A 26,412-nucleotide genomic window follows, 5' to 3' on the forward strand; every position below is an offset into this window, starting at 1 on the left:
ATATACTGTTCAGTCACTTAATTATGAGTTGTGAAGAAGGTGTGTACGAAGGTTTGCAAACCGTTTCAGATTTGGGATTTCTGATTTTGGAAATAAAGAAAAATATAGAAACTTACACTTCCGAAATCCAACATCCGATATTCGAAATAGGTGCTTCGTTCTCTGCTAATTCATGATTTACCATTCATCACTCAGAATTGTTTTCTCATTATCACCAACATTTAATCTATCGAGTAAAAGAATTTATTAAATTGATTCTGTTGACCAATACTAATTACGGATATACTGTTAACCGATAACATCTTTTACCATCAACAATTTTTATGAATACACAAACAGCACAATTTCCTTCGCTCGAAAGCATCTATGATGCGGCAGAATGCCTCCGTGGAGTGGCATATCATACGCCTTTGATGGAAAACCTTATTTTGTCAGAACGTTATGAGGCTAATATTTTCCTAAAGCGTGAAGACCTTCAGATTGTGCGTTCTTACAAAATTCGTGGAGCTTACAACAAAATGTCTAAACTCTCAAAAGAGGCACTCGACAAAGGCGTTGTATGTGCAAGTGCGGGTAATCATGCTCAAGGTATGGCTTATGCTTGCCATAAAATGAAGGTGAAGGGTACGGTTTTTATGCCTACAACAACACCAAATCAAAAGATTAAATCCGTAAAAATGTTTGGTCGTGAGCATATCGATATTCAGTTGGTTGGCGACACCTATGACGATGCTTCAAATGCAGCCAAAATATATTGTGAAGAACAAAATGCGACTTATGTGCATCCATTCGATGATATGGACGTAATTGCAGGACAAGGGACTGTTGGTTTGGAGATTTTTAAGGATGCCGATGTCAAAATAGATTATATCCTTTTGGCTATTGGTGGAGGTGGTGTTGCGGCTGGCACATCTACGGTATTTAAACAACTTTCTCCACATACCAAAATCATTGGGATTGAGCCACAAGGGGCACCATCTATGAAAGCAAGTATCAATGCTGGGCATGTGGTAGAATTGGAAACGATCGACAAATTTGTGGATGGAGCTGCTGTAAAACGTGTAGGTGACAAAACCTTCGAAATCTGTAAGCAAACCCTTGATGATATTATTGAGGTTCCTGAAGGAAAGGTGTGTACCACTATTTTAGAGTTATATAACGAATCTGCGATTGTGGCCGAGCCTGCTGGTGCATTAACGATTGCTGCTTTGGATTTTTTAAAAGAAGAAATAAAAGGTAAAAATGTAGTATGCTTGGTGTCGGGAGGCAACAATGATATTACTCGTACCGAAGAAATAAAAGAGCGTTCTTTACTTTACGAAGGATTGAAGCATTACTTTATCATTCGTTTTCCGCAACGTGCTGGAGCTTTGAAAAATTTCCTCAATAATGTATTAGGCGAAAACGATGATATTACCCATTTTGAATACCAAAAGAAAACCAACCGTGAGTTGGGACCAGTATTGCTAGGTATCGAACTAAAATACAGAGAGGATTTTGAACCTCTTCTAACTCGTATGGAAGAAAATAAAATCCAGTATCAACTGCTCAATGAAAAACCTGATTTGTTTACATTTTTAATTTAATCATATCTGGAACCTTTTCATATCATAAAATCATAACTTGTTCAACCTTATGACTCAACGCCCAACACCCGAAGAATTACAAAATAACATTGAGTTTGAATTGATAGATGCTTTTCATATTGATGAAATGGGTACGTTTTTGGCAAGAGAAATGAGTACAGGAACAGATGAAAACACGAATAAACCTCTTTCAAAATATCTTCCTTTAATCTTATTGATGTTTTTGGGAGCTTTAGTTGGTTATGGCTTAGTAAGTATAATTCCAGCGGCATTTCGAGGTGAATGGCATGGATTAAGTTCACTGTTTGGCGGAGTTTTGCTATTTTTTATATTATTGTTGCCCGTACATGAGCTTATTCATGGAGCAGTATTTAAAATATTAGGCGCACCAAAGATAGGTTTTGGTTGGAGTTGGAAAGGAATGATGGCGTATGCGTATGCTCAGAAATTTGCGATAAATCTCAGAGAGCTCATCTGGTTAGCCATTATGCCTTTTGCCATTATTACTCCTTTACTTATCATGGCTATTTTTCTTTTTCCTGCTTGGCAATTCACAACTATCTTATTGTTGGCGCTTCACACGATGGGCTGCATAGGTGATTTTATGCTGGTAAAATACGCTCTTCGCAACAAACATCGTGAAATATACACCTATGATGATATTGAGGGAAAAGGCGAATCATATTTTTATGAAAAAGTATCGATAAAATAGAAATGTTAGCATTGGGCTATCGGCTTTAAGCATGGGGCTTAATAGATATCTTTCCTAACTATTAGTCCTAACTCAGCATTAATACACCTTAGGCTATAATCCGTAGGCATAAAGTAAAAAAGCTTCTTTGAGTTCATGGAAGATTTTTTACCGAAAGCCCATTGCTGAAAGTCGAAAGCCCAATAGCTATATGCCATAAGCAAAAAGTATTTCTCAATATCATGCATATAATTTTTGCCTAATGCCTACGGCTTATAGCCTAGAGCGTATTAATAATTACTCAAAAACTGAACGACATATTCTTTGGACTTGAGTACTTGTTTATGAAACTCCAATTGCTTTGTAGCCTTTTTAATAGAATTCATTTCGGTAATAATACTGATATCCATTGTTTTATAATTTCCTCTACCGAATTGCCAATAAGCTCCCGACTGAATATCTTTTAGTTCTTTCTCCAGAAACAAAATCTGCTTAATCAAAATCTTATTGTAGCGCTTAAGCTGTGGTTCTACAAACGTCTGAGGCTTTTCTTGCTCAGTAATCAGCGTCATTCTAAGCTTTAATAACTCATAAAGGTCATTTTTTGAATATGCCTCTGTAATTAAGTGCATCAATTTGGTTTTGCGAAGCTTTTCCTCTTCATCAGATTCCAAATCTGGATGAAACTCCTTTACCAATTCCATATAAATCGAACGAGCGGTTTTGTTGGTAATAGGTGGTAAAGTTTCTTCTACCTGCTCAAAAATACGACTATCTTGTTCACTCCATTCTTCGGGAATATCTTCATCATCGTCGTCCTCTTCAGTTGGCATGTCTACTTCTTGAGAATTGGACATGAGGTAGTCTTGGTATTTTTCGTATAAAGGCTGTAAATGCTGCAAACCCGAAGCCAATAGCTGACTAACCATTGTGGCAATATAAAAGCCTAATTTGTGGTTTTCCTCTTCCGATAACCGTCCGTAATGGGTATCTAAAATCAGGAGCATATCTCCCAGACGTTGATTATATTTGCGGTGCAGAGGAGCAATATCTTTGGCGACCTGAACTTCTACAGCACGCTCAAAGGCTTTTGCTTCGGCAACTTCTACTTTTAGCGCCTCCAGACGTTTGAGGTTTTGGACAAATTGCTTTTGTAGCTTACTGGTAACTTTATCAAAGGTTTGAGAAGCAATCAAACCTTCATAACGGGTAATGTGATTGGACATGAAGTTGGGGTACAATAAATTAGGGTGCCGATTTCGACACCCCCAAGGTTTTATTCAATTTCTATACTTTCTTTTTCGCCTACTTGCTGACGCCACATCGCATAGTAGAGTCCTTTTTTCTCTAATAGTATTTGATGCGAGCCGTATTCAACAATTTTTCCTTTTTCGAGTACAAAGATATTATCTGCGTGCATAATAGTGCTCAATCGGTGCGCAATCAAAATAGTGAGATGCTCGCCGTGAACAGATACCTGACGAATCGTTTCTGAAATTTCTTCTTCTGTTAAAGAGTCAAGCGCAGAAGTAGCTTCGTCAAAAATCAATAAATGTGGATTACGTAATAAAGCTCTGGCAATACTTAAACGTTGTTTTTCACCACCCGATACTTTTACTCCTCCCTCTCCAATGACTGTGTCGAGGCCTTTGTCGGCACGGGCTAAAAGTGGCTCGCAAGCTGCCTTTTTCAATACTGCCAAACATTCTTCATCGGTGGCATTAGGATTTACAAAAAGTAAATTTTCACGAATTGTACCCGAAAATAATTGCGTATCCTGAGTCACAAAGCCTATTTTTTCTCTTAATTGATCAAAATCTATCGTGCGCCCATCATGACCATTATATAATATTTGACCATTTTGAGGTTTATACAGACCCACAAGCAATTTTACCAAAGTACTTTTTCCTGAGCCCGAAGGACCTACAAAAGCAATAGTCTGTCCTGCTGCTGTTTGAAAGCTTACTTCACGAAGTGCATTTTTAGATGCTGACTGATGTTTGAACGAAACGTTATCGAAAGCCAGTGATTTGATACTAGGAATAGGCTGCGGAGATGCTGGTTTTACTTCCACTGGAATATCGAATAAGGACTCATAGTTTTGTAACGAAACTTGTGCCTCACGATAGGTATTAATCACGTTACCCATTTCCTGTAATGGACCAAAAATAAAGAATGAGTAAATATTTAAAGAGAAAAACTGACCAAGTGTAATATCTCCACGATAAATCAAGTACATCATGATAAAGGTCAAAATTACGCGAAGCAAATTGACGCTTGTCCCCTGAATAAACATCATACTACGGACATAACGAACCTTTTTGAGTTCAAGTCCTAAAATCTTTTGCGTCGTGCTATTGAGATGATTGATTTCTTGCTGTGCCAAGCCCAAAGATTTTACCAACTCGATATTGCGTAAAGACTCCGTTGTAGAACCTGCCAAAGCGGTAGATTCCTGAACAATAGATTTTTGAATTACTTTTACTTTTTTACTGAGCAATGAGCTAATCCAACCAATCAGAGGTCCAATCGTTAAAAATAAAGGAACAATAGACCAGTGGACAGAAACAGCATAAATCGTTACAAATACTAAAGCTACTAAGCTCTGGAAAAAGATGTTGATACCCGACGAAATAAGCTTTTCTACATCGACTCTTACTTTTTGAAGTTTGCCAAGTGTTTCACCAGAGCGCTGGTCTTCAAAAGTCTCATAAGGTAATTCGAGCGAGTGGCGAATCCCATCGGCATACATTTCTGCCCCGATTTTTTGGGTAATAGTATTAATAAAATAGTCCTGAAAGTTTTTGGCAACCCTCGACACAAAGGCAACTCCAACCGAAGCGCCAAGCAATGGTAAAATAGCTCCTACGAAATCCTGAAAAGTATGATTCTTTTCGGTAAATTTAGTAGCTACATTATCGATAATATGTCTGAAAATCAGCGGGTCTAAAAGGGAAAAAACTTGATTAATAATTGCTAGCAATAGCGCTAGCCACACCGTTGTTTGGTATCGTTTAAGATAGGGTAATAGTATTTTCATGGTTTGATATGAGCGATTGTAAATTGGAGAATAAAATAATAGAAAGGTGTACATTGGTCTAGGCCAATAGTAGACTTTGACTAAGAGTTAACCATAAGGTTTTTAAAATAGTTCTGTAAAAATATCTAGACTTAAAAAATGATAGAGATGTAGTTTATATTAGTTAAATAAAGACTGTTATTGCTTTTGATAAATATCAAAAATATTTTCTTGGGATAAATTTTAGTAAATTTGAAGGATGACAACAATAGAGAAAGAAAAACATAAAATTAAGTTTAAAGAAGAGCTTGACCGATTTATTGAAAAATTAGGAGAATATGTTTCTACTGATAATGGTGAGTGGGCTGTGAAAGGCTTTATAGATGTATATAAAAACATATATACCATTTCATCAGATACAAAGATTGTTTCCAAAATTCTTGAAATACATATATTTCCTCTGCTTTTAAAGTTTGCAGAAGATGTAGGATATAAAATATTACTCACTGAACATCAAAATTACTATCCTGATTTAACTTTTATAGATAAAAGAGATGAAACGATAATGTTTGCGGTAGATTTAAAAACAACTTATCGTAAGAAAAGTGGTATTTCAAGTTTTACACTAGGAAGCCATGGAGGATATTTTAAAGAACGAGACAAGAGAAAAAACATCCAATTCCCGTATAATCAATATTTAGGACATTACTGTCTAGGGGTTATTTATACAAGAGCAAATGTGTCTGATGATATGTCAGACACGGAGATATTTCAAGTGCAAGAATTATATGAAGACTATGAAACACCTCAAAAAAAGGTTGGGAAGAGAGACGTTACTACAATAGATAGTCTTAGGTCTATTACTTCTGTAATTAAAGATTTTGAATTTTTCGTGGCTGAAAAATGGAAAATAGCAAGCGATAAACAAGGGTCTGGGAACACCGCAAATATAGGTTCGACTCTTAGTATTGAAGATTTACGAAATGAGAATGGTGTTTTTAGTCAGTTAGGAGAATCATGGTTTGATGAATATTGGATTAATTTTGGAAATGCTACAATGGTCAAAGAAGGAAAAACTGTAAGAATTACCAACCTTAAGGATTTCTTAGAGTTTAAAGGGCGAACTGATTTATGGGACAAAATAATAACAAGAACATCAAAACAAATAAACTTATGAAAGTAATTATTCCACCTATAAAGAGTCAAGGTATTAAAACCAAGCTTGTACCTTGGATCAAGGATTTAGTAGAAATAGCTAATCAAACAGGAACCTGGATAGAGCCGTTTTTAGGCACAGGTGTTGTTGCATTTAACGCTGGATATAAAAAAGCTATTTTGAATGATACTAATCCTCATATAATTAATTTTTATAAAAACGTCCAAAGTAAATCTATAACTGCAGCGTTGATGAAGCAGTACTTGGAAAAAGAAGGGCAAATTCTTTCTGAAGCTGAAAATAATGGATATGAACATTACTTAAAAATACGTTCTAGATTTAATAGTGGAGAGTTTTCTCCTTATGACTTCATCTTTCTTTCCAGAGCTGGATTCAATGGCATGATGCGATTTGGTAGCAAAGGAAATTGGAATATCCCATTTTGTAAGAAACCAGAACGTTTTGCTCCAGCATATATAACAAAAATAATAAATCAGGTAACACATGTTTCACAGGTTATACAATCTGAACCTGACTGGACTTTTCATAATACATCTTTTGCAAATATTATTCCTTTAGCGACCGAAAATGACATAATTTACTGTGACCCTCCTTATTATGGTAGGCATGTAGATTATTATAATGGATGGACAGAACAAGATGAAGAACTATTATTTCAACTATTGTCAGAGACCAAAGCAAAATTTATTCTTTCCACTTGGCACCATAATGATTGGCGAGAAAATGAAATGATTAAGAAGTATTGGAATAAATTTAATATAATAACTCAGGACCATTTTTATCATAATGGTGGAAATATAGAAAACCGACGAACGGTTGTAGAAGCGTTGGTTTGTAATTTTGACACAGGCACTATTAGTCAACATAATCACCGCAAAAAGGAAAAGCCTAAAACTGAACAGTTAACGCTTGATTGGATGGGATAAGAGATGCTAACTATCACATGTTTTAGTATGGTTATTTTAACTTTCAATGAAAAAAATCCTTACACTCTTCTTTCTTCAAATGCTTACCATAAGTACTTTATTTAGCCAGAAAAGAAATCTTGTCCCATGTGATTATGAGCAAAAAATGGTAGAACAAGGCTTGGTCAATGTCAAGAGCCTTGACCCTAGTATTGCGGTTTTACTCAAATATTCGACTACAGATAATTTTGTAAAAAAGGATGTTTATGGCTGCACGACGGCTTGTTACTTACAAAAAAAGCCAGCTCAAATGCTGGCGAGAGCCAACGCCATTTTGAAAAAAAAACATCCAAACTATCGTTTATTGGTATATGACGGCGGACGACCTTTTGCAATTCAAAAAATTCTTTGGAATAGTCTTTCCCAATACCCGCCGCACCAGCGCGAAACCTACGTGGCAAGCCCAAGTCAAAAGTCAATTCATAATTATGGCTGTGCCGTTGATTTGACGATTACTACCAGCAAAGGAGTTCCCTTAGATATGGGAACGCCTTTTGATTTTTTTGGCAAATTAGCCTATCCAAGTCACGAAGAATATTTTCTAAAAAATAAGCAACTTACAGCTCAACAGGTAGCCAATCGTCGTCTTTTGCGAAGCGTAATGCAACAAGCTGGATTTATGCCTATTAAGTACGAATGGTGGCATTTCAATGCTCTTGCACGCAGCGATGCCAAACGTGTTTATCAGATAATTGAATAAAAATAAGAGTAGGTCTATACGAAAACAAACCACTAATCCTTACCCACGAACCACTTATCCAAAATCGCTTCATGACTTGATTTTTCATTCGTAGTATTGGTTATTCAAAAAACTCTAGGGACTATATCGAGAGCGAATACTCAAAACTATCAAACGAAATATGAAATCAGGCGTTTACAGACTTTTATTGGGAGCTGCACTTATCGCTGGGACACAGGCTCAGGCGCAAAACGCAGTAGAGGCTCCTAGTTCAAAAGGCCCAAAAATTACTCTACAACAGGCGGTTGATATTGCACTTCGCAATAATATCTCTGTAAAGCAGTCAGAAATACAGCTTCAGAACGCCGTGTTGAATTATCAACAAGCTAAAAATAACCAGCTTCCTGGTGCTAATGGTACCGTAAGTGAATTCTTCAACTTTGGTCGAAGCCTTGACCCATTTACCAACACTTATGTAGCACGAAATATCAACTACAATAGTTTGGGCGTAAATGCTGGGGTGACGGTTTTTAATGGAAATCTCCTTAAGAATACAATTGCACAAAACGATTTGCTAGTAAAAGCCAATCAGTTGGATATGCAGGCGATGAAAGAGAATATCTCAATGCAGGTGGTATTGGCTTATCTGAATATTCTCAATGCTGAAGACCAACTTATCATTGCTCAAAGTCAAACAGCTATCACTAAATTGCAAATTGAGCGTACAGAAAAATTAGTACGTGCAGGTTCTTTACCGCAGACCAATTTGCTTGATTTAAAAGCTCAGGTTGCCAACGAAGAAACGACTGTTGTCAACAATCAAAGCACCTTAGATTTGGCAAAACTTAATTTAGTACAGCTACTTAATGATAAGGAGTTCTCAAACAATGTCAATCTAGACAGAATTTCGGTACCAACACCATCTACGACAGCTTACGAAGCTCCTGTGGATCAAATCTATCAAACTGCCGAAGGAACTCAACCAACGGTAAAGGCTTCGGATTTGAGAGTAAAAAGTGCTGATAAAGGTATCGAAATTGCCAGAGCTGGTTTTCTACCAACCATCAACCTTTCGGCTTCGACGGGTGCCAACCAGTCCAATGCACAAAAAATCTATAAAGTAGATGGTACCAATCAGCAAAATTTAGGAACGGTTAGTTTTAATGGACAAGATATTCCGTTGGTCGTAAATACACCACGTACTGTTGAGGCAGGAACGGTTGGTTATTTCAAGCAACTAGAAAATACTTTTAACTATGCCTTCGGAGCGAGTGCCAATATTCCAATCTTTAGTCGTTTTGCTAACAAGACTCGTGTGAGTCAAGCCAAATTGCAAAAAGTAAATGCTGAATTGGAAGCTCAAAAAACACGCTTGACTTTGCGTCAGAATATCGAACAAGCTTATACAAATATGTCAAATTCGGCTAAAAGATATGAAGCTTTGACCGTACAGGTAACTGCTTTGGAAGAATCTTTCCGTGCTGCAGAAAGTCGTTTCAATGCAGGAGCAATTGATTTTGTAAGCTACAACTTACAAAAAACGAATTTGGACAAAGCAAAAGCAAATCAAATTCAAGCCAAATATGACTTTATTTTTAGAACCAAGATATTAGATTATTACCAAAATAAACCGCTCACATTTTAACCAAACACTCGATTGAATGTAAAACCTTGAAAAACTATTATGTTTCATCGTTTTTCAAAAACCTTAACATCAATCTTTCAAAACTTTATATACAATGAAAAACAAATCCAATAAAATCTGGGTCATTTTAGCCGTTGTCGCAGTCGTAGTGGTAGGTGGGTTGATTTTAGCGAAAAAGAATGGTTGGATCGGAAAAGAAGAAGCTACAGAAGTAGAACTATCTAAAGCAAAACGTACAGACATTATCGAGCGTGTATCTGCTTCAGGTAAAGTACAACCCGAAATCGAGGTAAAACTCTCTCCAGATGTTTCTGGCGAAATTGTAGGTCTTTATGTAAGTGAAGGCGACTCAGTTGTAGCAGGTCAATTATTGTTAAAAATTCGCCCTGATAACTACGAATCGTTATTGGCTCGTGCCGAAGCACAAGTAAACTCTGCCAAAGCTTCATTAGAGCAATCAAAGGCTATCCAATCGCAATCAGAAGCTCGTTTATTAAAAGCAAAAACTGATTTTGATCGTAATAAAAAGTTACATGATGATAAAGTAATTTCTGATTCTGATTACGAACAATTTAGTTCACAATATTCTGTGGCAAAACAAGATTTGGAATCAGCAAAAGCAAACGTTCAAGCAGCAGCATTTAACGTAAGAAGCTCGGAAGCGGCCTTGAAAGAAGCTCGTACCAACTTGACTAAAACAACGATTTATGCACCACAAAGTGGTACTATCTCAAAATTGAACGTAGAGCTTGGCGAAAGAGTTGTTGGTACTTCTCAAATGGCTGGTACAGAGTTACTTCGTATTGCCAACTTGAATAAAATGGAAGTTCGTGTAAATGTGAACGAAAACGATATTACCCGTGTTAGTCTTAATGATACTGTAATCATCGACGTGGATTCTTACAGTGCCTCAGGTCGTAAATTTAAAGGTATTGTTTACGAAGTGGCTAGCTCTGCTAATGGTTTGGCAACTTCTTCAGCAGCAGCTTCAGTATCTAACGACGCTGTTACTGAATTTGAAGTAAAAATTAGAGTTCTTCGTAGTTCTTATGCTGACCTTATCAAAGGCAAACGCTCTTATCCATTAAAACCAGGGATGACGGCTTCGGTAGAGATTGTTACTGATCGCAAAAATGGTGTTTTGTCAGTACCTCTAGCAGCAGTTACAACGCGTGACCCTAAAGCAGCTAATCAGGAGAAAAAATCAGAAGAAGAAAGCAATAATTCAGAAGAACCAAAGGTTATTAAAAAAGAAAAGCTCAAAGAAGTAGTGTTTGTTTTGACCAAAGACAATCATGCTAAATTGAAAGAAGTTACCACTGGTATCTCCGATTTTGATAATATCGAAATTTTAAGTGGATTAACAGAAGGAGAACAAATCATTTCAGGTCCTTATGTGACAGTTTCTAAGAAATTGAAAGATGGAGAATTAGTGAAGAAAAAAGAAGCTAATAAGGACAACAAAGAGAAGAAGTAAAAGATAGAGGCGTGAATCTCTAGAAATGATTAAAAAATGAACTAAGATTATTATTAGATAAATTTAGTTTGGTTTAGGGTTTATGGAAAAGCCATCTCAGATTGTCGGAGATGGCTTTTTTTTATGGCTTTATTACTTTAAAAATTGTTATACCTTGCGAAGTTTGAAGATGTAGCAAATACATTCCTGAAGCCCATTCTTTACTGTTTAACATTAATCGATATTCGCCTGCCTCTTTATATTCTTGTTGGATAAGTTGAACAATTGGCTCGCCCGAAGCACTGCTCACAGTAAGTGATACAAGGGTAGATTGTGGGATTTTGAAATGAATAAAAGATTCATCTTGTACGGGATTGGGCGAAACAGCCAAAGACACACTTGTAATGGATTCTTTTAAAGGAAAATGCTGAATTTTGGCACTGAAGCTATTCTTTCCCTTTGCCTTAAATCCTGACTGCAAAACTACAGCCTTTGACGCTCGATAATGAGTCGGTACAGTGGTTGCTTTGCTCGACTTTATATAATCGGATTGTACTTCCTGAATAGAAGTACTTTGAGGATATGCTTTTGTAATAACTCCTATAAAGAAAGCGATAAAGTAGTTTTTAGTCATGACATTAGGCTGATAAAAGGCAATAGCAAGAATATGATAAAGAAATATTAGCGTTTTTTCTTTTGAGAAAAACCTTCTTTTCGAGTTCTTTTCAAGGATTCTATTTCTTGCTTCATTTGTTGATTTTCCTTTTTCAACTCAATCATATACAAGGTTAATTCTTCGATTTTTTCAAGAAGCTTGGTATCTGTTTGATGCAAATCATTTCCAGAAATAACCATTTCTGCTGCCGAAGGAATATTGGGTAGGTGCTGATATTTTTTGATATAATCTTCTACTTTTTGTAACGGCATTAAACGATGTTTTTTTGAAAAAACATGGTCTGCCCAATCTTCTGTATTTTTCAAGGCTACCTTTACTTGTTCCGTCAAAATACCCTCAGACACATACAAATTATAGCCTTCGGGCAAAGAATTAATACCATCTCCAATCACCACTCCTCTAGTACTGTTATTCTTTAAAAACCCCGATTCATTACTAGTCCAAAGAGTATTATTAATGCTATTAGTCATCGATTTGACCTCTGGGTAACTATTGGCAGTCGTTGTCATTTGAAATGTAACAAGGTTCCCTACTTCATCAGCAAAAAGCTGTCTTAATCCGTTGACAGTATTACGGGTCGGAATGTTCCTCAATTGTAGAACATTGGCGTTATTGCCAGCTCCTACAATAACCAATTTTGCTCCATTAGTAATGGGGTCATTCGTACCGATTCCAACGCTAGCATTGTTGCCCAATACAATCGAGTTCGATATAGCCAATTCAGTATTAGCACCAATAGCCGTGGCGTTGGTAATATTACTTGCACTCGAAGCCACACCTGTTAATGCACCAATAAAAGTGTTATAGTCGCCCGACATGAGTTTACTACCAGAGCTAAATCCCACAAAGGTATTCTGCGAGCCAGATACATTATCTTGCCCTGTCAAAGTACCTAGTCCTGTGTTATTATTCCCAGTAATGGTATTGATACCACTTGCTGTACCGATATAGGCATTACCATTTGCCAAAGAGCGTCGCCCAGCGTTGACACCAATAAAGGTATTGGAGTAGCCCACCGCATTAGACAGTCCTGCGGCAGTTCCCAAAAACATATTGTTATTGCCAGTCGTGTTTGAATACCCTGCCGATTCGCCAATAAAAGTATTAGCAAAACCTGATGCATTCAGAAAACCAGCCGTTTTTCCAATGAAAATATTATTTGATCCTTGATTATTAAAGCCTGCGCCATCACCTAGCAAAACATTGGCAATACCTGCAATACTCAGGATAGGCTTTCCTCCGATTTTGTAGGCACTATCCGACATGATATTAATACTACCACCCGCAATATCGAGGGGGTTATTAATAGTCAGACTTTGACCATAAGGAGCGGTTATGGTCTGCGAAAATGTGCTGAAAGTGATACCAAGTATCACTAGTAATAGAGAGTAGTAGCGTATCATGTTTACTTAGGACAAATAAAAAGAGCACAGTCTTTATCAAAGACTATTCTCCAAGTTAAAACTGTTCAATAGACTATGCCAAACAAATCCTTTACGAAAGAGTAATCGGGCATTAGACTCATCAAATTAAAGGGTGGTTAGTATAATGGAGTGTTTTAAGATACCAAATGAAGGTTAAAGAAATAACCCACCAAGCAAGTTATTAGCAGTTACTTAATATTTTCAACAATCTTCTTGCCAAAAATGTATCAAGTCGTTTGTAATGAATGAGTTACCGATTGAATACATTGAAATTAGCATATTCTTTAATGAAATTGAAATTTTGATGACTCACAAAAACTATTTTTATAAATAGCGATAGAGTCATTAATAAAGTTTTCTCTCGAATAGGTACTTCTGCTTGCTAGAGCATGGGATTTTAAGGCTTGATAAAGTTGGGTATTCTTTTCTAATAACTCGATAGATTGAATAATACCTACTATTTCTTCCTCGTGATCTGGTGATGGAGGGATAAGAACACCATTATGCAAATGCTCGATCACTTCATTATTCCCTCGACTATCCGAAGCAATCACTGGTATGCCCATTGCCAAGGCTTCGAGTACACATACAGGAATACCTTCTTTTTTACTCGGAAAAACAAAATAGTCAGAAATAGACAAATATTCTTCCACCTTGGAAGTAAACCCTGTTATCGTAATATCTGGATGTTGTTCGATATATGTCCACTGCGAGGTACTGAGCCCGCTCGAATGCACGGGATCAAGACCACCTATCAACAATAGCTTAAATTGTTGTGGATAACTTTGTGCCAGTTGTAGAAAAGTCTTTACGACAATATGAAAGCCCTTGAAGGCGACAAATCGTCCTGTAAAAGCAATGATTTTTTGTTGCTGAATCCCTAAAGCTTGACGTAAGTTTACTCGTATGTTTTCTGAAAAATTATGAGGATTAAATTTTTCTAAATTACATCCCAAACCAAGACTTTGATGCTTATATACTTTGTTTTTATAAACTGTTTGGACAATTTTTACATCGGGTTGGTTGAGCAAAATAATTTTATCAAGTTTTTGAAAACAATGATTTTCCAAAAAGTAAAAAAGCCCTTTTTTCCAGCCAGAGCTACTATTGAGCCCTAATCCGTGAAATGTACCCCAATAAGGAATACCCATTTTCCGAAAAAGAATCGTAGGGAATATACCCGTAGTAAAATGTGCATGCACCAAATCAGGCTTGATGTCTGCCACCAAGCGCCGAATCTGCCAAGCTACTTGTAATTCGTGCTTGATACGAAGACTTCGTGGAATACCTAAATAATGAAAATGGATATTGAGGTGATTGAAAGAATAGAGATTGGGTATATCTATGGTTTTTTCAGCCGAGCAAATAATATGCAGCTCGATGTCTGGAAAATGTTCGAATATCGATAAGGATAATTCCGATAGAAAAATATTAAAACTCCCTACATCGGAAATAATAAACATAAATTTCATAAACTATACTAGGCAAAATGATGGCTCAATAACTAGGAAGATAACCTAGACTTACCCACTCTGTTGACGATACCATCGTACCAGCCATAAAGAATGTACTTGAGATATTTTCTTTTTTGTGGAACTAAGGCGATATAAACAACCACTCTAGATACGGTATAGAAGAGTTCTCGGACTTTATATTGCCAATGAATATGTGATTGTTTAAGCATTAATATCGAATTGCGAGCCAAATAATATCTTCTTAAAGGACTATGCACTGAAATTTCTCTTCCTAAAACCTTCAGACGGTCGTCGCCTACCTGATGCCACATAATAGCCGTAGGAATAGCAAACAGCTCGAATCCTTTATTGCAAGCCCGAAAGCTCCATTCTATATCAATATAATCAATAAAAAAATCTTCATTCATGAAGCCTGTGGTCTCCAAAGTCTTACGATCAATTAAGCATCCAGAAGAAATCAGGAAAGAAGCAGAAATAGGCTGAGTATCCTTGTTTTGGGGATAATTATGAATAAGTCGAAATCCCTGAAAAACCGAAATGGGGTAATTGCGTAAGGTACGTGGGTCTCTATAAATAGGCCCAACTGCACCAAGATAATGACCATTGATTGCCAACAATTTCCATGCCTCTAATAATTGTTGTACCATTTTCGCTTCAGGCAAACTATCGTGGTCGAATAAGATAACCCCACCTATTTCTGGTTTTTCTAAAGCAAATACTATTCCTTTATTTTGAGCAAAGCCTATTCCATGGTTATCTGCTAGCGAAATAAGGGTAGTTTGTGGGTAATTAATCAATATTTTTTCAATTTCTTCGACATTATGACTTCCATTATCTACCATAACAATACTGTCTACCTGCGGACTAAGCCTTTCAAGTAACTGTTGGATATTAGCAATCAATGGGTGATAAGTGACAATTACTGCCGCAATTTGACCAGTCATAAGTAGGAATACTGAATTGTGAATTGAATTTATTTAACCAGAGAAATTTATTGTTTTCTAAATCAAAAAATCACTTGGTATCAAACCATTTTATCTCTACTTTTTTCAAAAAAAACATTACCAAAACAATGTAAAACCAATTGGTTAGCCATCTGAAATATTGCTCCTCGATGGGTTGCATTAATAAAGCATACATCAAAAAGCCCAAAAGATAGCAGGAAGTTATATGAAACCTTTTTGCTCGAAAATAAAGCAGATTATAGCCAAAACCCAGTAACAAAGGAATAACAAATACCCCTATCATACCAAAATCCATATAATAAGGTTTGAGATATGAATAAGTATTAGTGGGCAGTGGTGTACTAATCCATTCTGAGATAACTGGTGCTACAGGAATATTAAAGCCCAAACGCCCTATCCAAAGCCACACTACTCGAAAAGTATGATAGCCCCAATACGGTACAGGGTCGATGCTTGCCAAACTCAGAGCGGGCAGTGATGCCACCGAATAAGTCAACAACATAGGAATAATAGATTCCCCCGAAAAATCAGACGCTCTACCTATCGTAATAAGCACAATCAAGCTTATAAGCATGAGACTTCCCAGGATGGCTTGTCCTACCGAAATTTTGTTTTTCCAAAGTAAATCATAAGCCAAAGGCACCACAAAAAAAATCAATTGTCCACGTGAGCCTAGCAAATAGGTATAAACTAAAAACGCTCCCAATAGGATGCCATTGCGCCAAGAAAAAGAGGTATGGGTCAGTAACAAAACCAAATAAACGGAACTCAAGGTTTGAATCAACCCGTAAAGTCCGAAACGTTTTCCATCATTTTCGACTAAGGTATTCCGTAATTCTTGAATATCACCCCATGAAAATTGCCCTACCTCTTTCAGCACCATCGGAAGAGTAAGCGCCAAAGAAAGTAAAACGATTGGGTAAAAGAGGGAAAGATTTTTGACTAAAAGAGTATCGTCATCAAGAGGTTCAGCAATAGTTATTTCGGGTATTACTTTTTGGTATAGCCCCCAACAGATCAAACCTCCCAGTGAAAACCCAAAACAACTTAGCCCTATAAAGGGGGCAATATCATCGAGATTAACAGAAAAATAAGCTTGATTATACCAAAAAATAAAATAATACATCAACCATAACCCTGTTTGTATTACGATAGGATTCAGCAGGCTTCTGTAAAGTAGACTGTTTCCTATCAGTAATATCAAAAGTAAAGCTAATGTCATAATTTATGATTTTGGACAGTCGGATAGTAAGCTAACTTACCCTCTAAAAAAGTATTTCTTTGCTTTCATAATCACTAAAATACTTATCATACTTTCGGTAACTAATAGCGCTAAAGCAGTACCAAGTACCGAGAAATAAGGAATTAGCAAAACATTTAACAAGATACATACCAAAGCTCCCCAAGATAAAATCTTTGTGCTACTTTTTCCATGGTCTGAGATAAGTAATAGCTGATAAAAGGGGATATTGATACACACAATTACTGGTATAAAAGCCATATATCTCACCAATTGAATAAACAGACTTTTTTCTGAAATTTCTAATTTTACCAACGTACTAATCAGTGGTGCTCCCAACCAGCATACCAAACATCCAATTCCGACCAAAATACAGAAAGGAAAGAATAGTTTTCGCAAAAATGACTGCATCGCTTCATACCCTTGTGTGAGAATATGGCAAAGTTGTGTATAAATAGCTTGTGAAAACATGACCAATACTTGACGAAGTAAAAGCGCTATTTTTTCGGCTATGCTATAGACCCCAAGCATTTGCTCGTTGACAAACCACCCTAATAGGATAATACCAGAGTGCATATATAGACTTACCGAAAAATGGGATGTAAAATAGAAAAATCCTTCTTTTAGTTGTCTAGGAATACCCTTCAACCATCGTTTCTGGAATACCAACTGATATTTTTTTGACAAATAAATATTGGCAATAACTCCAATCAAGATATTGCTTCCACCTAATATCATATTTACCCAAATGGCTTCAGATGCCCTATACACCCATAAATAAATCAAGCTAACACTAAGGATTTTTGAGCAAAAATTGGCATAAGTAGCCCAAGGCATTTTTTCAACTCCTTGAAAAAACCAAATAGGCAATAACGCCTGACCTACGACCATCAGATAACTACCAATAATTAGTTTAGTGTTATGCGCAAGGGTAGGATGCAAAGGTAAAATCATCAGTAAAATACCGAAACCTAAGATAAGAAGGATTATTTTGGATAAACTCACTTCATAAAAAAGTTGACCTAAATCTTCTTTTTGACGGTGCTTTTCACTCAAAGTTTTTAACGCAGAAAGGCTAAAGCCATAATCAACCCAGACATAGAAATATAGCATGGTACTTTGTGCCAACGCCACAACTCCATATTGAGCCAAGCCAATACGTTGAAGTAAAAGGGGAATTAACAAAAGAGGAATTAATAGGTTAGTCGCTTGCAAAAATGCCAACGCTACGAAGTTGCGAATAACACCTCGGTATTCATGAAAGGTATTTCGAATCGTAGCAAAAAACTTCATTGTTAGAGGATATGTATGAGAAGCCTAAAATAAAACATGAGTCATTCCAAATTTAGTGATTTGTGATTGAGTGTATGAGTGATTATTTTATTATTTGTATGCTAGAAGTAGAAACGCAATGCCTTGTGTCTAAAGCGGTGTCATTTTGAAATATGTATCAAAAAAGCGGTCGAAATTGTTTTTCGACCGCTTTTTTGATACAATTTAGAGAATAATCCTAATTTGAAAAATTCGGAATGACTTATGCTTATAGCTGTTGAAGACGCAAAATATTGCGTCTCTACTGATTTTTATCAAAACAAATCACCAATTCACTCAATACCCTACAATCTCGCATCAGAGAATGATTTGTCCCAGAAAGATTTAATATCATAAATCACGGCGTCTTCACCTTTGAGTGCATCAATGTTTAAGCTTGCAAACTCGTTGTGCGATACACATAGCAAGATACCTTCGTAGTCAGTGCCCAATTGGTCGAGCAACTGAATGCCATATTCTTCCGAAACTTCGTGTTTGTCGGCCCAAGGGTCATATACATCCACATCAATTCCAAACTCTTTTAGTTCGTTATACACATCAATGACACGAGAGTTACGAATATCTGGGCAGTTTTCTTTAAAAGTAACTCCTAAAATCAAGACTTTACAACCATCGATTTTATGTCCTTTTTTAATCAATAACTTCACTAATTTGTTGGCAACAAAAATCCCCATATTATCATTGACACGACGACCTGAAAGAATCACTTGAGGATAATACCCCAAACTTTCGGACTTGTGAAGTAAATAATAAGGGTCAACCCCAATACAGTGACCACCAACCAAACCTGGTTTGAATTTGAGGAAGTTCCATTTTGTCCCTGCTGCCTCTAATACTTCGGTGGTATCGATTCCCATTTTATCAAAAATCAAAGCCAATTCATTCACAAATGAGATATTGACATCACGCTGGGCATTTTCAATCGCCTTCGACGCCTCTGCTACTTTGATAGAAGTCGCCAAGTAAGTACCTGCTGTGATGATTGAACCATAAAGGCTATCCACAAATTGGGCGATTTCAGGAGTTGAACCAGAAGTGACCTTTTTGATTTTGGTCAAAGTATTTACCTTATCTCCTGGGTTGATACGTTCTGGAGAATAGCCACAGAAGAAGTCTTGGTTGAATACCAAACCACTTTCTTTTTCCAAAATCGGCACACAATCTTCTTCCGTACAACCTGGATATACCGTTGATTCATAAATCACAACATCACCTTTGCGAAGGACTTTTCCTACAGTTTTGCTGGCAGCAATTAAAGGAATCAAATCAGGTTTTTTGAAACGATCTATCGGCGTAGGTACGGTTACAATGAACACATTGCAGTCTACCAAATCATTGATATTGGCCGAAAAACTCAATAGAGTAGAAGACTGTAAATTGTCGGTCTCTACTTCCTGTGTGCGGTCATAACCTTTTGAGAGTTCATCGATACGACTTTGATTAATATCAAAACCTATCACTGGAATTTTTTTCCCGAACTCAACAGCCAATGGAAGCCCTACATATCCAAGACCGATTATTGCTATTTTACTTGTACTTAAGTCCAATATTTTGAGATAATTTTATGGAAAATCAAAAACCAAAAAGTCAGTATAACTGAAAGCTTGTCTTTATACTTTAGTCAAAAACCGAATTGCAGCTACGACAATGAAAATCAAAGGTAATCAATTTATTTTTTTAGTGGAAAAACAAATAACTCACCAGAATCGCTGTGATGATTCCAGCTAAATCTGCGGTCAAACCAGCCCAAAGAGTGTAACGTGTTTCTTTGATGTTGACAGAACCAAAATACAAGGCAATCACATAAAAAATCGTATCTGCCGAACCTTGGAACACACAAGCCAATCTGCCCGCAAACGAATCTGCACCAAAGGTTTTCATCGTATCAATCATCATGGCTCTTGAGCCGCCACCACTCAATGGATGCATCAAAGCTGTCGGAAGGGCATCAGTAAAGTCTGTATTGATATTTGTTAGGGCTAAAAGGTATTTCATGCCATCAACAATCCAAGTCAAAGCTCCTGAGTTACGCAATGCCCCAATCGCTACCAACATGGCTACTAAATAAGGAATAATACGAACAGAAGTCTCAAAACCACCTTTTGCACCTTCGATAAAAGCGTCAAAAATGTCAACTTTTTTACGCAATGCACCAAGCAAAAACGAAATGATAAGCCCAAACAAAATCATATTGCTCGATACCTTCGAAAAGATTTCGATTTGTTCTTTCGGAATGCTTGATAAATACCATAGCAATAGCCCAATAGCAGCTGTAATACCTCCTAACCACGTGATGATGACTCTATCTAACAGATTTATTTTTTGCTTGAAAGAGACAAATAGCAAGCCTGTAACCGTAGCAACATAGGTAGCAATCAAACATGGGATAAAAATGTCAGAAGCGTCTTTGGCACCATAAATCGCACGCTGTGCCATAATACTCAGTGGAATCAAAACGGGTCCTGCGCTGTGCAACACCATAAACATAATCTGAGCATTAGAGGCTACGGTTTTGCTTGGGTTCAACTCTTGCAAACTCTGCATTGCTTTTAGTCCAAAAGGTGTAGCAGCATTGTCGAGCCCTAACATATTGGCAGAGAAGTTCATAATCATTTGCCCACTTGCTGGGTGATTTTTAGGAACCTCAGGAAAAAGACGATTAAAGAATGGTCCAACAATACGAGCCAAAAAGTTGATGGCTCCAGCTTTTTCGCCAATATTTAACAAACCCATAAAGAACGTCATTACCCCAGCTAATGGAAGTGCAATGTTCATGACCGAAGTTTCTGCTGAGTCAAACATACCATCGACAATCAGTTTGAAGATTTCGGTGTCGCCTAAGAAAATCAACTTAAGCAAAGCCACAATAAAGGCAATCAAAAAAAATGCAATCCAGAGGTAATTAAGAGCCATTCTATCAGGTTGGGATTTGTATATGTTTATTGACAAGTATCAGCCTTAAGGGTACATAATTGCTGCATGGCGGAATACTGCCAAAAGTAAGGCAAACAAGGTTAGCATTACCGCCGAAAATGGAATCCAATGCCACTGTTTGATTACTTTAGCCAATTCATACGAAGCAACAGTAAAAGCAAATGCCGCAATCACATCGGCGGTATAATGTACATGTTGTAAAAGTAGGAAAAAAGCGATTAAAATGCAGGTGATACCAGCCAAGATTTTAGCAATATGCCCTTCTACAATAATCCAAATCAAGACCATTGTAGCAGTATGTCCCGAAAAGAATAAATCTTTGGTTACAGGCGAAGCCGTACCATACACCGCTGCTTCAGCAAAAGGGTCTGCCAAATTAATTAATCCCACGGGCGCATCGAGTGGCACTAAAGTGATAGTTACCATACGAAAAATCGTCACGCAAACGTAAGTAATAGCATAAAGTAAAAACACTTCGGCCTTTTTTAGACTTTGTATTAATGAGAAAATCAAAATACTGTACAATACCGTAAATATGGGTACAGATACGTCTATTGAAGGCAAGGCGTTCAACACTAAATCCTCAAGAGCGGCTCCTGGTCGTTTTTGGATATGGTTCAAATAACTCGGAAACTGCGTAGCACCAATAATTAAAATCCCTAGGGTTAGAATTATCTTTACGCTAAAATCGATGGTTTGAAAACCTTCTTTCCAACTCTTTGCAAATGCCTGAAAGTAGGAAAGTTTTTTCATTTCTTGAGATGTTGTTTTGGGTTTTTGTGTTAACAAATCGTTATCCATAAATCATGAGAAGATTATCGAGTCGTTGTAGCGTTTTGTCGGAAAGATGACAAAACAACTATAAAAAGATTGCAAACTTACATCAAGTTTTAAATGTTATCAATTATGAAAAGAAAAATTAGTGCCATTGTTCTTGGAATATTAACATTAGCAGTAAATATTTCATGTGCGCAAAAACCTGAAAATCAGAAAAATACTAAAATGGAGAACAAAGAAAAAGATAAACCAAGTGGCAAAACAGAAATCGCAACTTTTGGTGCAGGATGCTTCTGGTGTGTAGAAGCAGTATTCCAAAACCTCGAAGGAGTCGAAAAAGTTGTGTCAGGCTATTCTGGAGGCTCGGTTCCTGATCCTACCTATCGTGCAGTTTGTACTGGTACTACTGGACACGCCGAAGTTTGTCAGGTAATTTATGACCCTCAAAAAATTACTTTTGAAGAGCTTCTAGAAGTTTTCTGGAAAACACACGACCCAACTACCTTGAACCGTCAAGGAGCTGATGAGGGAACGCAGTATCGTTCGGTAGTTTTTTACCATAATGCCGAACAAAAACAACTGGCAGAATATTGGAAAGAAAAACTTAATGCCGAGCACGTTTTTCCAAATCCTATCGTGACTGAAATCAGTGCATTTACGAAGTTTTATCCAGCCGAAAACTATCACCAAGATTACTTTAATCAAAATGGCTATGAACCCTATTGCCAAATTGTGATTAAGCCAAAGTTAGATAAGTTTAAAAAGGCCTTCAAAGATAAATTGAAGCATTAATATGAGTCATCCCGAATTTAGCGATTTAGCGAATGAGTGATTAATTTAAAATTTGTATTCCATCAGTAGAGACGCAATGATTGCGTCTTAAGCCATTCATATCTAGCATAGTTTTATCAAAAAGGGATCGAAAAATACTTTTCGACCCCTTTTTTGATAAAAACTTGGAGCATAATCTCAATCCTAAAAATTCGGGATGACTCATGCTTCATCCCGTGAATTTTCCTAAAAATTCAGTGGGTCTAAGTTCTTAAAATGTCCATTCATGCGAATACGCTCCTTGGTTCTTTCCAGTTCTTGTAGAACTGGTAAAACCTTTTCTAAATGTTTGGAGATATAAGCCTGTCTTTCGGCTTCTGTTGGCATTTTGAGTAACTCATATTCTTTCTCTATAGATAAACCGATTTTATGGGCTATTTGGAAAGAATAAGGTTGAGGCTTTTGGACATTGAATTTGTTGTCTTCTCCAAGAAGCAAATAAAGATCATTAATCTGCTCTAATAATTTTGGAAAAACAGGTGGAGTAATTTCTGGATCTTTTAGGGCTTCGACCTCTCCTCCAGCATACAGCTTACCGTCTATTGGATTTTGGAAATCTAAAATTCTAAATACACGAACACCTTGTGTTTTGATATCCATTCTACCATCATCATATACTTTGTAAACCGAAGTAATCTTCACCTCTGTCCCAAAACCTTGCATTTTACCTTCAATAAATGCTGGTATTCCAAAGGTTGAATCTTGTTGAATAGCATCTTTGATCAACTGGCGATAGCGAGGTTCAAAAATATGAAGATTGAGGTCTTCCAAAGGAAAAACCACTAAATTGAGCGGAAACAGTGGTAAAAACTTTTGCATGTGATTAGTATCTACTTAAAACTAATGGGTATGTACTGTTGGCGGTTAGCAGTAGGTATTAGGCTAAATTCTCAGGAAACCTTAGAGACATTTTACCAAGTGCCATAGCCGACCACCGAAAGCCCAATAATGCAATTTTATTTTGCCTTATTACTTTAGTAATCGTACAAACTTAAATTAGATAATTGTGGATATGAAGTTAGTACTGTACGAAGGATTATAAAACCATCTATTTCGGATATCGGATGTTGGATTTCGGAAGTGTAAGCTTCTATATTTTGTAAAAAATAAAGGTATTTTACTTTATTTCCGAAATCAAAAATCCCAAATCAGCAATAGTTTGGAATCCTTCGTACAGTTCTGATTCACAACTCAAAATTCAGCATTATTATTTAATGCCTGCTTTTTCAATGGTAAAACCTACGCTGACAATGTCAGCAAGGGGATTTTGACGCATATATTGTTTTACCTGAATTTTGTACTTTCCTTTTTTGGGAAAAGAAAAACTTTTAAAAGCTAAAATTTTATGGTCATACACATCGCCTAAGCCTTCGCCTAATTTTTTACCTGTACTTGGATCAAAAAGTACTAATTCATCCAATTTTTGATGAATTACTTTTCCTTTATCATCTGATAAATAATGCGTTAGATAAAGGTTATAGTACGGATAAGAACGATTGTTACGAACATTGTAAAACACATTATAAGTCGTTGTTGTATCATCGACGTTGAATTCGAATTCGGGGGTATCTTTAATAAACCACTTGGCATCAGCAATGTTATAATTATCTTTCAAAATAGTATTTGAATCACAAGCTGACATGGCCGTTGCCAATAAAATACTTCCAATAAAAATTTTCGATTTCAAACTTTTGAGGAACATAAGAGTACGATGGATTAAAAAAAGGAGTTGGATTTGAAATGTTTCATTTCTCGCCCAAACTCCTTTTTTATTTATATAATGAGTTCACCTTCTATTTTGTGAAAATGGGTATTACTCTTTCAACTAGCTTTGAGAAGGTTTATTGTTATCATTCTTGCCATTTTTATGTTGATGTGGCGGACGATTATGATTTCCTTTCCCATTTTTATTAGCTCCTTGAGGATTGTTTTGCTGAGGCTTCTGAGCCTGTTTTGCTTGCTGTCCTCCTTGTTGTGGATTATTATGGTTATTCCCTTGATTTGGATTAACCTTTGGAGCGTTATTTGGCTGTTGTGGTTGTGTTTTTGCCTGAGGGTTTTTATTATGATTAGCTTGATGCTTATGATGGTTATTACCCTTTTGGCTATTGTTTTGAGGTTGTTGTTGCGGCTTTTTATCTACAACAACAGCTTTATCTTTTTTGTCAGAAACATCCGGACGAGTATCTTTTCTCTCATGCTTGTGTTCTCTGCGTTCAGATTTAACCTCTTGATGTTTATCGTTTTGTTTAGTTTTATTATGAGGCTTTTTCTTGTTGTTGCTGTATTTCTTGTCCATTTTGTCCAAGTCAGCATTCAAACCAGAAGTTGCCTTATCTAAATCTAAAGCTGCTGGAGTGCTTTCCATTACGTCTAAAGATTGAGGTTGGATACCTTTTTCATTTAGTTCAACCACCTCTCTAACTTTATCGACCGTCACTGGAATCCAGTTACTTTCTTCGCCACGATAACCAAACCACATGACACGTTTGAAGATGTCTGTTTTTTGTAAAAGTGCTTCGCCTTTCAACGTTTGCAGAGGCTTCTCGATAGTCGGAATATCTTTGAGGGCGTCCATATAAGTCTCAAGTTCATAGTTGAGACAACATTTCAGACGACCACATTGTCCTGATAATTTCACAGGATTCAATGAAAGATTTTGATAACGAGCTGCCGAAGTAGTTACGTTTTTGAAATCCGTTAACCACGTCGAACAACAAAGTTCGCGACCACAGACGCCAATCCCTCCCACACGAGCAGCTTCTTGACGCAAAGAGATTTGCTTCATTTCTACTCTAACTTTGAATTCGCTTGCCAAAATTTTGATAAGCTCACGAAAGTCTACACGGTCGTCGGACGAGTAATAGAATATCGCTTTGGTATTATCTGATTGAAACTCTACATCAGACAACTTCATGTCCAACTTAAGTTCTTTGATAATCTCGCGAGTACGATACATCGTTGGCAAGTCACGAGCGATAGCTTGCTCATGTTTTTCCAAGTCTTTATCATTGGCTTTGCGATAAACCACACGAACATTTTCATCATCTTTGATGCTTTTTTTCAGCATTTGGAGGCGAACTAATTCACCTTGAAGCGAAACAAAGCCAAGATGATGACCGTTTGGCACATCTACGATTACAGGGTCGCCTGCATATAATTCGATTTGATTAACATTTCGAAAATATTCTTTACGACCACCCTTAAATTTTACCTCAATGATATTAAACTTACTAAATGCGGGTACTTCCATATTTGACAGCCAGTCAAATACGTTCATTTTATTACACCCACCTGTACTACAAGCACCGTTATTTTTACAGCCACTTACAGCACCATTGTTATTACGAGTACCACAACTACCTGTGGAACATGATTTGCATCCCATATATCTTCAAAAGTGAACGAGATAATGAGGATAAGTAAGGTTTGACTTTGGAATATATTTCCTGAAATCTTTTTTACTATGGCTCAAAACTCAGTGAAACACTGACCTCTTAAAGTATAAAGATGGCGCACAAGCTAACGTTTCTGTCTTTA

Annotated in this window: 23 protein-coding genes; 9 read left to right on the forward strand and 14 right to left on the reverse strand. The window is 36.7% G+C overall.

All coding sequences use genetic code 11. The features are described 5' to 3' along the window. Positions 1 to 23 precede the first annotated feature (23 nt). The 3 genes from GVN22_RS04715 (at position 24) to GVN22_RS04725 (ending at position 2,298) form a co-directional block, all read left to right on the forward strand. Positions 24 to 176, forward strand: a complete 153-nt coding sequence (locus tag GVN22_RS04715; RefSeq protein WP_166549902.1) for a hypothetical protein — start codon at positions 24 to 26, stop codon at positions 174 to 176. 147 nt (positions 177 to 323) lie between these two features. Beyond that, a complete protein-coding gene (gene ilvA / locus GVN22_RS04720; RefSeq protein ID WP_166549903.1) occupies positions 324 to 1,586 on the forward strand; it encodes a threonine ammonia-lyase in 1,263 nt (420 codons plus the stop codon). 49 nt (positions 1,587 to 1,635) lie between these two features. Beyond that, positions 1,636 to 2,298 carry a DUF3267 domain-containing protein gene (locus GVN22_RS04725; RefSeq protein WP_166549904.1) on the forward strand — a complete coding sequence of 221 codons (663 nt, stop codon included), beginning with the start codon at positions 1,636 to 1,638 and terminating at the stop codon, positions 2,296 to 2,298. Positions 2,299 to 2,567: 269 nt separating this feature from the next. Here the strand turns inward: GVN22_RS04725 and GVN22_RS04730 are convergent, their stop codons facing one another. Continuing rightward, positions 2,568 to 3,503 carry a hypothetical protein gene (locus tag GVN22_RS04730; protein ID WP_166549905.1) on the reverse strand — a complete coding sequence of 312 codons (936 nt, stop codon included), beginning with the start codon at positions 3,501 to 3,503 and terminating at the stop codon, positions 2,568 to 2,570. Between the two features lie 50 nt (positions 3,504 to 3,553). Further along, entirely contained in the window at positions 3,554 to 5,317 is a 1,764-nt protein-coding gene (locus tag GVN22_RS04735) for an ABC transporter ATP-binding protein (RefSeq protein ID WP_166549906.1), read from the reverse strand. Positions 5,318 to 5,555: 238 nt separating this feature from the next. Between GVN22_RS04735 and GVN22_RS04740 the strand changes: the two genes are divergently transcribed. The 5 genes from GVN22_RS04740 (at position 5,556) to GVN22_RS04760 (ending at position 11,239) form a co-directional block, all read left to right on the forward strand. Further along, positions 5,556 to 6,473, forward strand: coding sequence for a type II restriction endonuclease (locus GVN22_RS04740; RefSeq protein ID WP_166549907.1), 918 nt, complete (start codon positions 5,556 to 5,558; stop codon positions 6,471 to 6,473). After that, positions 6,470 to 7,399 (forward strand): Dam family site-specific DNA-(adenine-N6)-methyltransferase, encoded by a 930-nt coding sequence (locus tag GVN22_RS04745; protein WP_166549908.1) that lies wholly within the window; start codon positions 6,470 to 6,472, stop codon positions 7,397 to 7,399. The genes GVN22_RS04740 and GVN22_RS04745 overlap by 4 nt, the downstream gene beginning before the upstream one ends. Positions 7,400 to 7,445: 46 nt before the next feature. Next, a complete protein-coding gene (locus GVN22_RS04750) occupies positions 7,446 to 8,138 on the forward strand; it encodes a M15 family metallopeptidase (RefSeq protein ID WP_166549909.1) in 693 nt (230 codons plus the stop codon). Between the two features lie 160 nt (positions 8,139 to 8,298). After that, a complete protein-coding gene (locus tag GVN22_RS04755; RefSeq protein WP_166549910.1) occupies positions 8,299 to 9,762 on the forward strand; it encodes a TolC family protein in 1,464 nt (487 codons plus the stop codon). A gap of 94 nt (positions 9,763 to 9,856) precedes the next feature. Then, on the forward strand, positions 9,857 to 11,239 hold the full coding sequence (locus GVN22_RS04760; protein WP_166549911.1) for an efflux RND transporter periplasmic adaptor subunit: 1,383 nt from the start codon (positions 9,857 to 9,859) through the stop codon (positions 11,237 to 11,239). A 121-nt stretch (positions 11,240 to 11,360) separates the two neighbouring features. Here GVN22_RS04760 and GVN22_RS04765 read toward each other — a convergent pair whose 3' ends face one another. The 9 genes from GVN22_RS04765 to GVN22_RS04805 all read right to left on the reverse strand — a co-directional run bounded on the left by GVN22_RS04765 (position 11,361) and on the right by GVN22_RS04805 (position 22,017). Next, positions 11,361 to 11,852 (reverse strand): T9SS type A sorting domain-containing protein, encoded by a 492-nt coding sequence (locus GVN22_RS04765; protein WP_166549912.1) that lies wholly within the window; start codon positions 11,850 to 11,852, stop codon positions 11,361 to 11,363. Between the two features lie 47 nt (positions 11,853 to 11,899). Next, positions 11,900 to 13,297, reverse strand: coding sequence for a bZIP transcription factor (locus tag GVN22_RS04770; protein WP_166549913.1), 1,398 nt, complete (start codon positions 13,295 to 13,297; stop codon positions 11,900 to 11,902). A gap of 305 nt (positions 13,298 to 13,602) precedes the next feature. Next, positions 13,603 to 14,781 (reverse strand): glycosyltransferase, encoded by a 1,179-nt coding sequence (locus GVN22_RS04775; RefSeq protein WP_166549914.1) that lies wholly within the window; start codon positions 14,779 to 14,781, stop codon positions 13,603 to 13,605. A 41-nt stretch (positions 14,782 to 14,822) separates the two neighbouring features. Next, positions 14,823 to 15,737, reverse strand: a complete 915-nt coding sequence (locus GVN22_RS04780) for a glycosyltransferase family 2 protein (protein WP_166549915.1) — start codon at positions 15,735 to 15,737, stop codon at positions 14,823 to 14,825. Between the two features lie 70 nt (positions 15,738 to 15,807). Beyond that, positions 15,808 to 16,980 carry an O-antigen polymerase gene (locus GVN22_RS04785; RefSeq protein WP_166549916.1) on the reverse strand — a complete coding sequence of 391 codons (1,173 nt, stop codon included), beginning with the start codon at positions 16,978 to 16,980 and terminating at the stop codon, positions 15,808 to 15,810. Between the two features lie 36 nt (positions 16,981 to 17,016). Continuing rightward, positions 17,017 to 18,291 carry an oligosaccharide flippase family protein gene (locus GVN22_RS04790; protein WP_166549917.1) on the reverse strand — a complete coding sequence of 425 codons (1,275 nt, stop codon included), beginning with the start codon at positions 18,289 to 18,291 and terminating at the stop codon, positions 17,017 to 17,019. Positions 18,292 to 18,614: 323 nt separating this feature from the next. After that, the gene (locus GVN22_RS04795) at positions 18,615 to 19,877 is read right to left on the reverse strand and encodes a nucleotide sugar dehydrogenase (RefSeq protein ID WP_205690789.1); all 1,263 of its coding nucleotides are present in this window, start codon (positions 19,875 to 19,877) and stop codon (positions 18,615 to 18,617) included. 130 nt (positions 19,878 to 20,007) lie between these two features. Beyond that, positions 20,008 to 21,243: a nucleoside recognition domain-containing protein gene (locus GVN22_RS04800; protein WP_166549918.1), complete on the reverse strand. Its 1,236-nt coding sequence runs from the start codon at positions 21,241 to 21,243 to the stop codon at positions 20,008 to 20,010. 45 nt (positions 21,244 to 21,288) lie between these two features. Further along, positions 21,289 to 22,017 carry a phosphatase PAP2-related protein gene (locus tag GVN22_RS04805; protein ID WP_166549919.1) on the reverse strand — a complete coding sequence of 243 codons (729 nt, stop codon included), beginning with the start codon at positions 22,015 to 22,017 and terminating at the stop codon, positions 21,289 to 21,291. Between the two features lie 153 nt (positions 22,018 to 22,170). Between GVN22_RS04805 and msrA the strand changes: the two genes are divergently transcribed. After that, positions 22,171 to 22,833: a peptide-methionine (S)-S-oxide reductase MsrA gene (gene msrA, locus GVN22_RS04810; RefSeq protein ID WP_166549920.1), complete on the forward strand. Its 663-nt coding sequence runs from the start codon at positions 22,171 to 22,173 to the stop codon at positions 22,831 to 22,833. A gap of 225 nt (positions 22,834 to 23,058) precedes the next feature. Here the strand turns inward: msrA and GVN22_RS04815 are convergent, their stop codons facing one another. The 3 genes from GVN22_RS04815 to GVN22_RS04825 form a co-directional block, all read right to left on the reverse strand. Continuing rightward, positions 23,059 to 23,691, reverse strand: coding sequence for an LON peptidase substrate-binding domain-containing protein (locus GVN22_RS04815; protein WP_166549921.1), 633 nt, complete (start codon positions 23,689 to 23,691; stop codon positions 23,059 to 23,061). 388 nt (positions 23,692 to 24,079) lie between these two features. Further along, positions 24,080 to 24,559, reverse strand: a complete 480-nt coding sequence (locus GVN22_RS04820) for a gliding motility lipoprotein GldH (RefSeq protein WP_205690790.1) — start codon at positions 24,557 to 24,559, stop codon at positions 24,080 to 24,082. A 138-nt stretch (positions 24,560 to 24,697) separates the two neighbouring features. After that, on the reverse strand, positions 24,698 to 26,260 hold the full coding sequence (locus GVN22_RS04825) for a regulatory iron-sulfur-containing complex subunit RicT (RefSeq protein ID WP_166549923.1): 1,563 nt from the start codon (positions 26,258 to 26,260) through the stop codon (positions 24,698 to 24,700). Positions 26,261 to 26,412: the final 152 nt, after the last annotated feature.

Source organism: Cellulophaga sp. BC115SP, assembly GCF_009905545.1.
GTDB lineage: Bacteria > Bacteroidota > Bacteroidia > Cytophagales > Spirosomataceae > Flectobacillus > Flectobacillus rivi.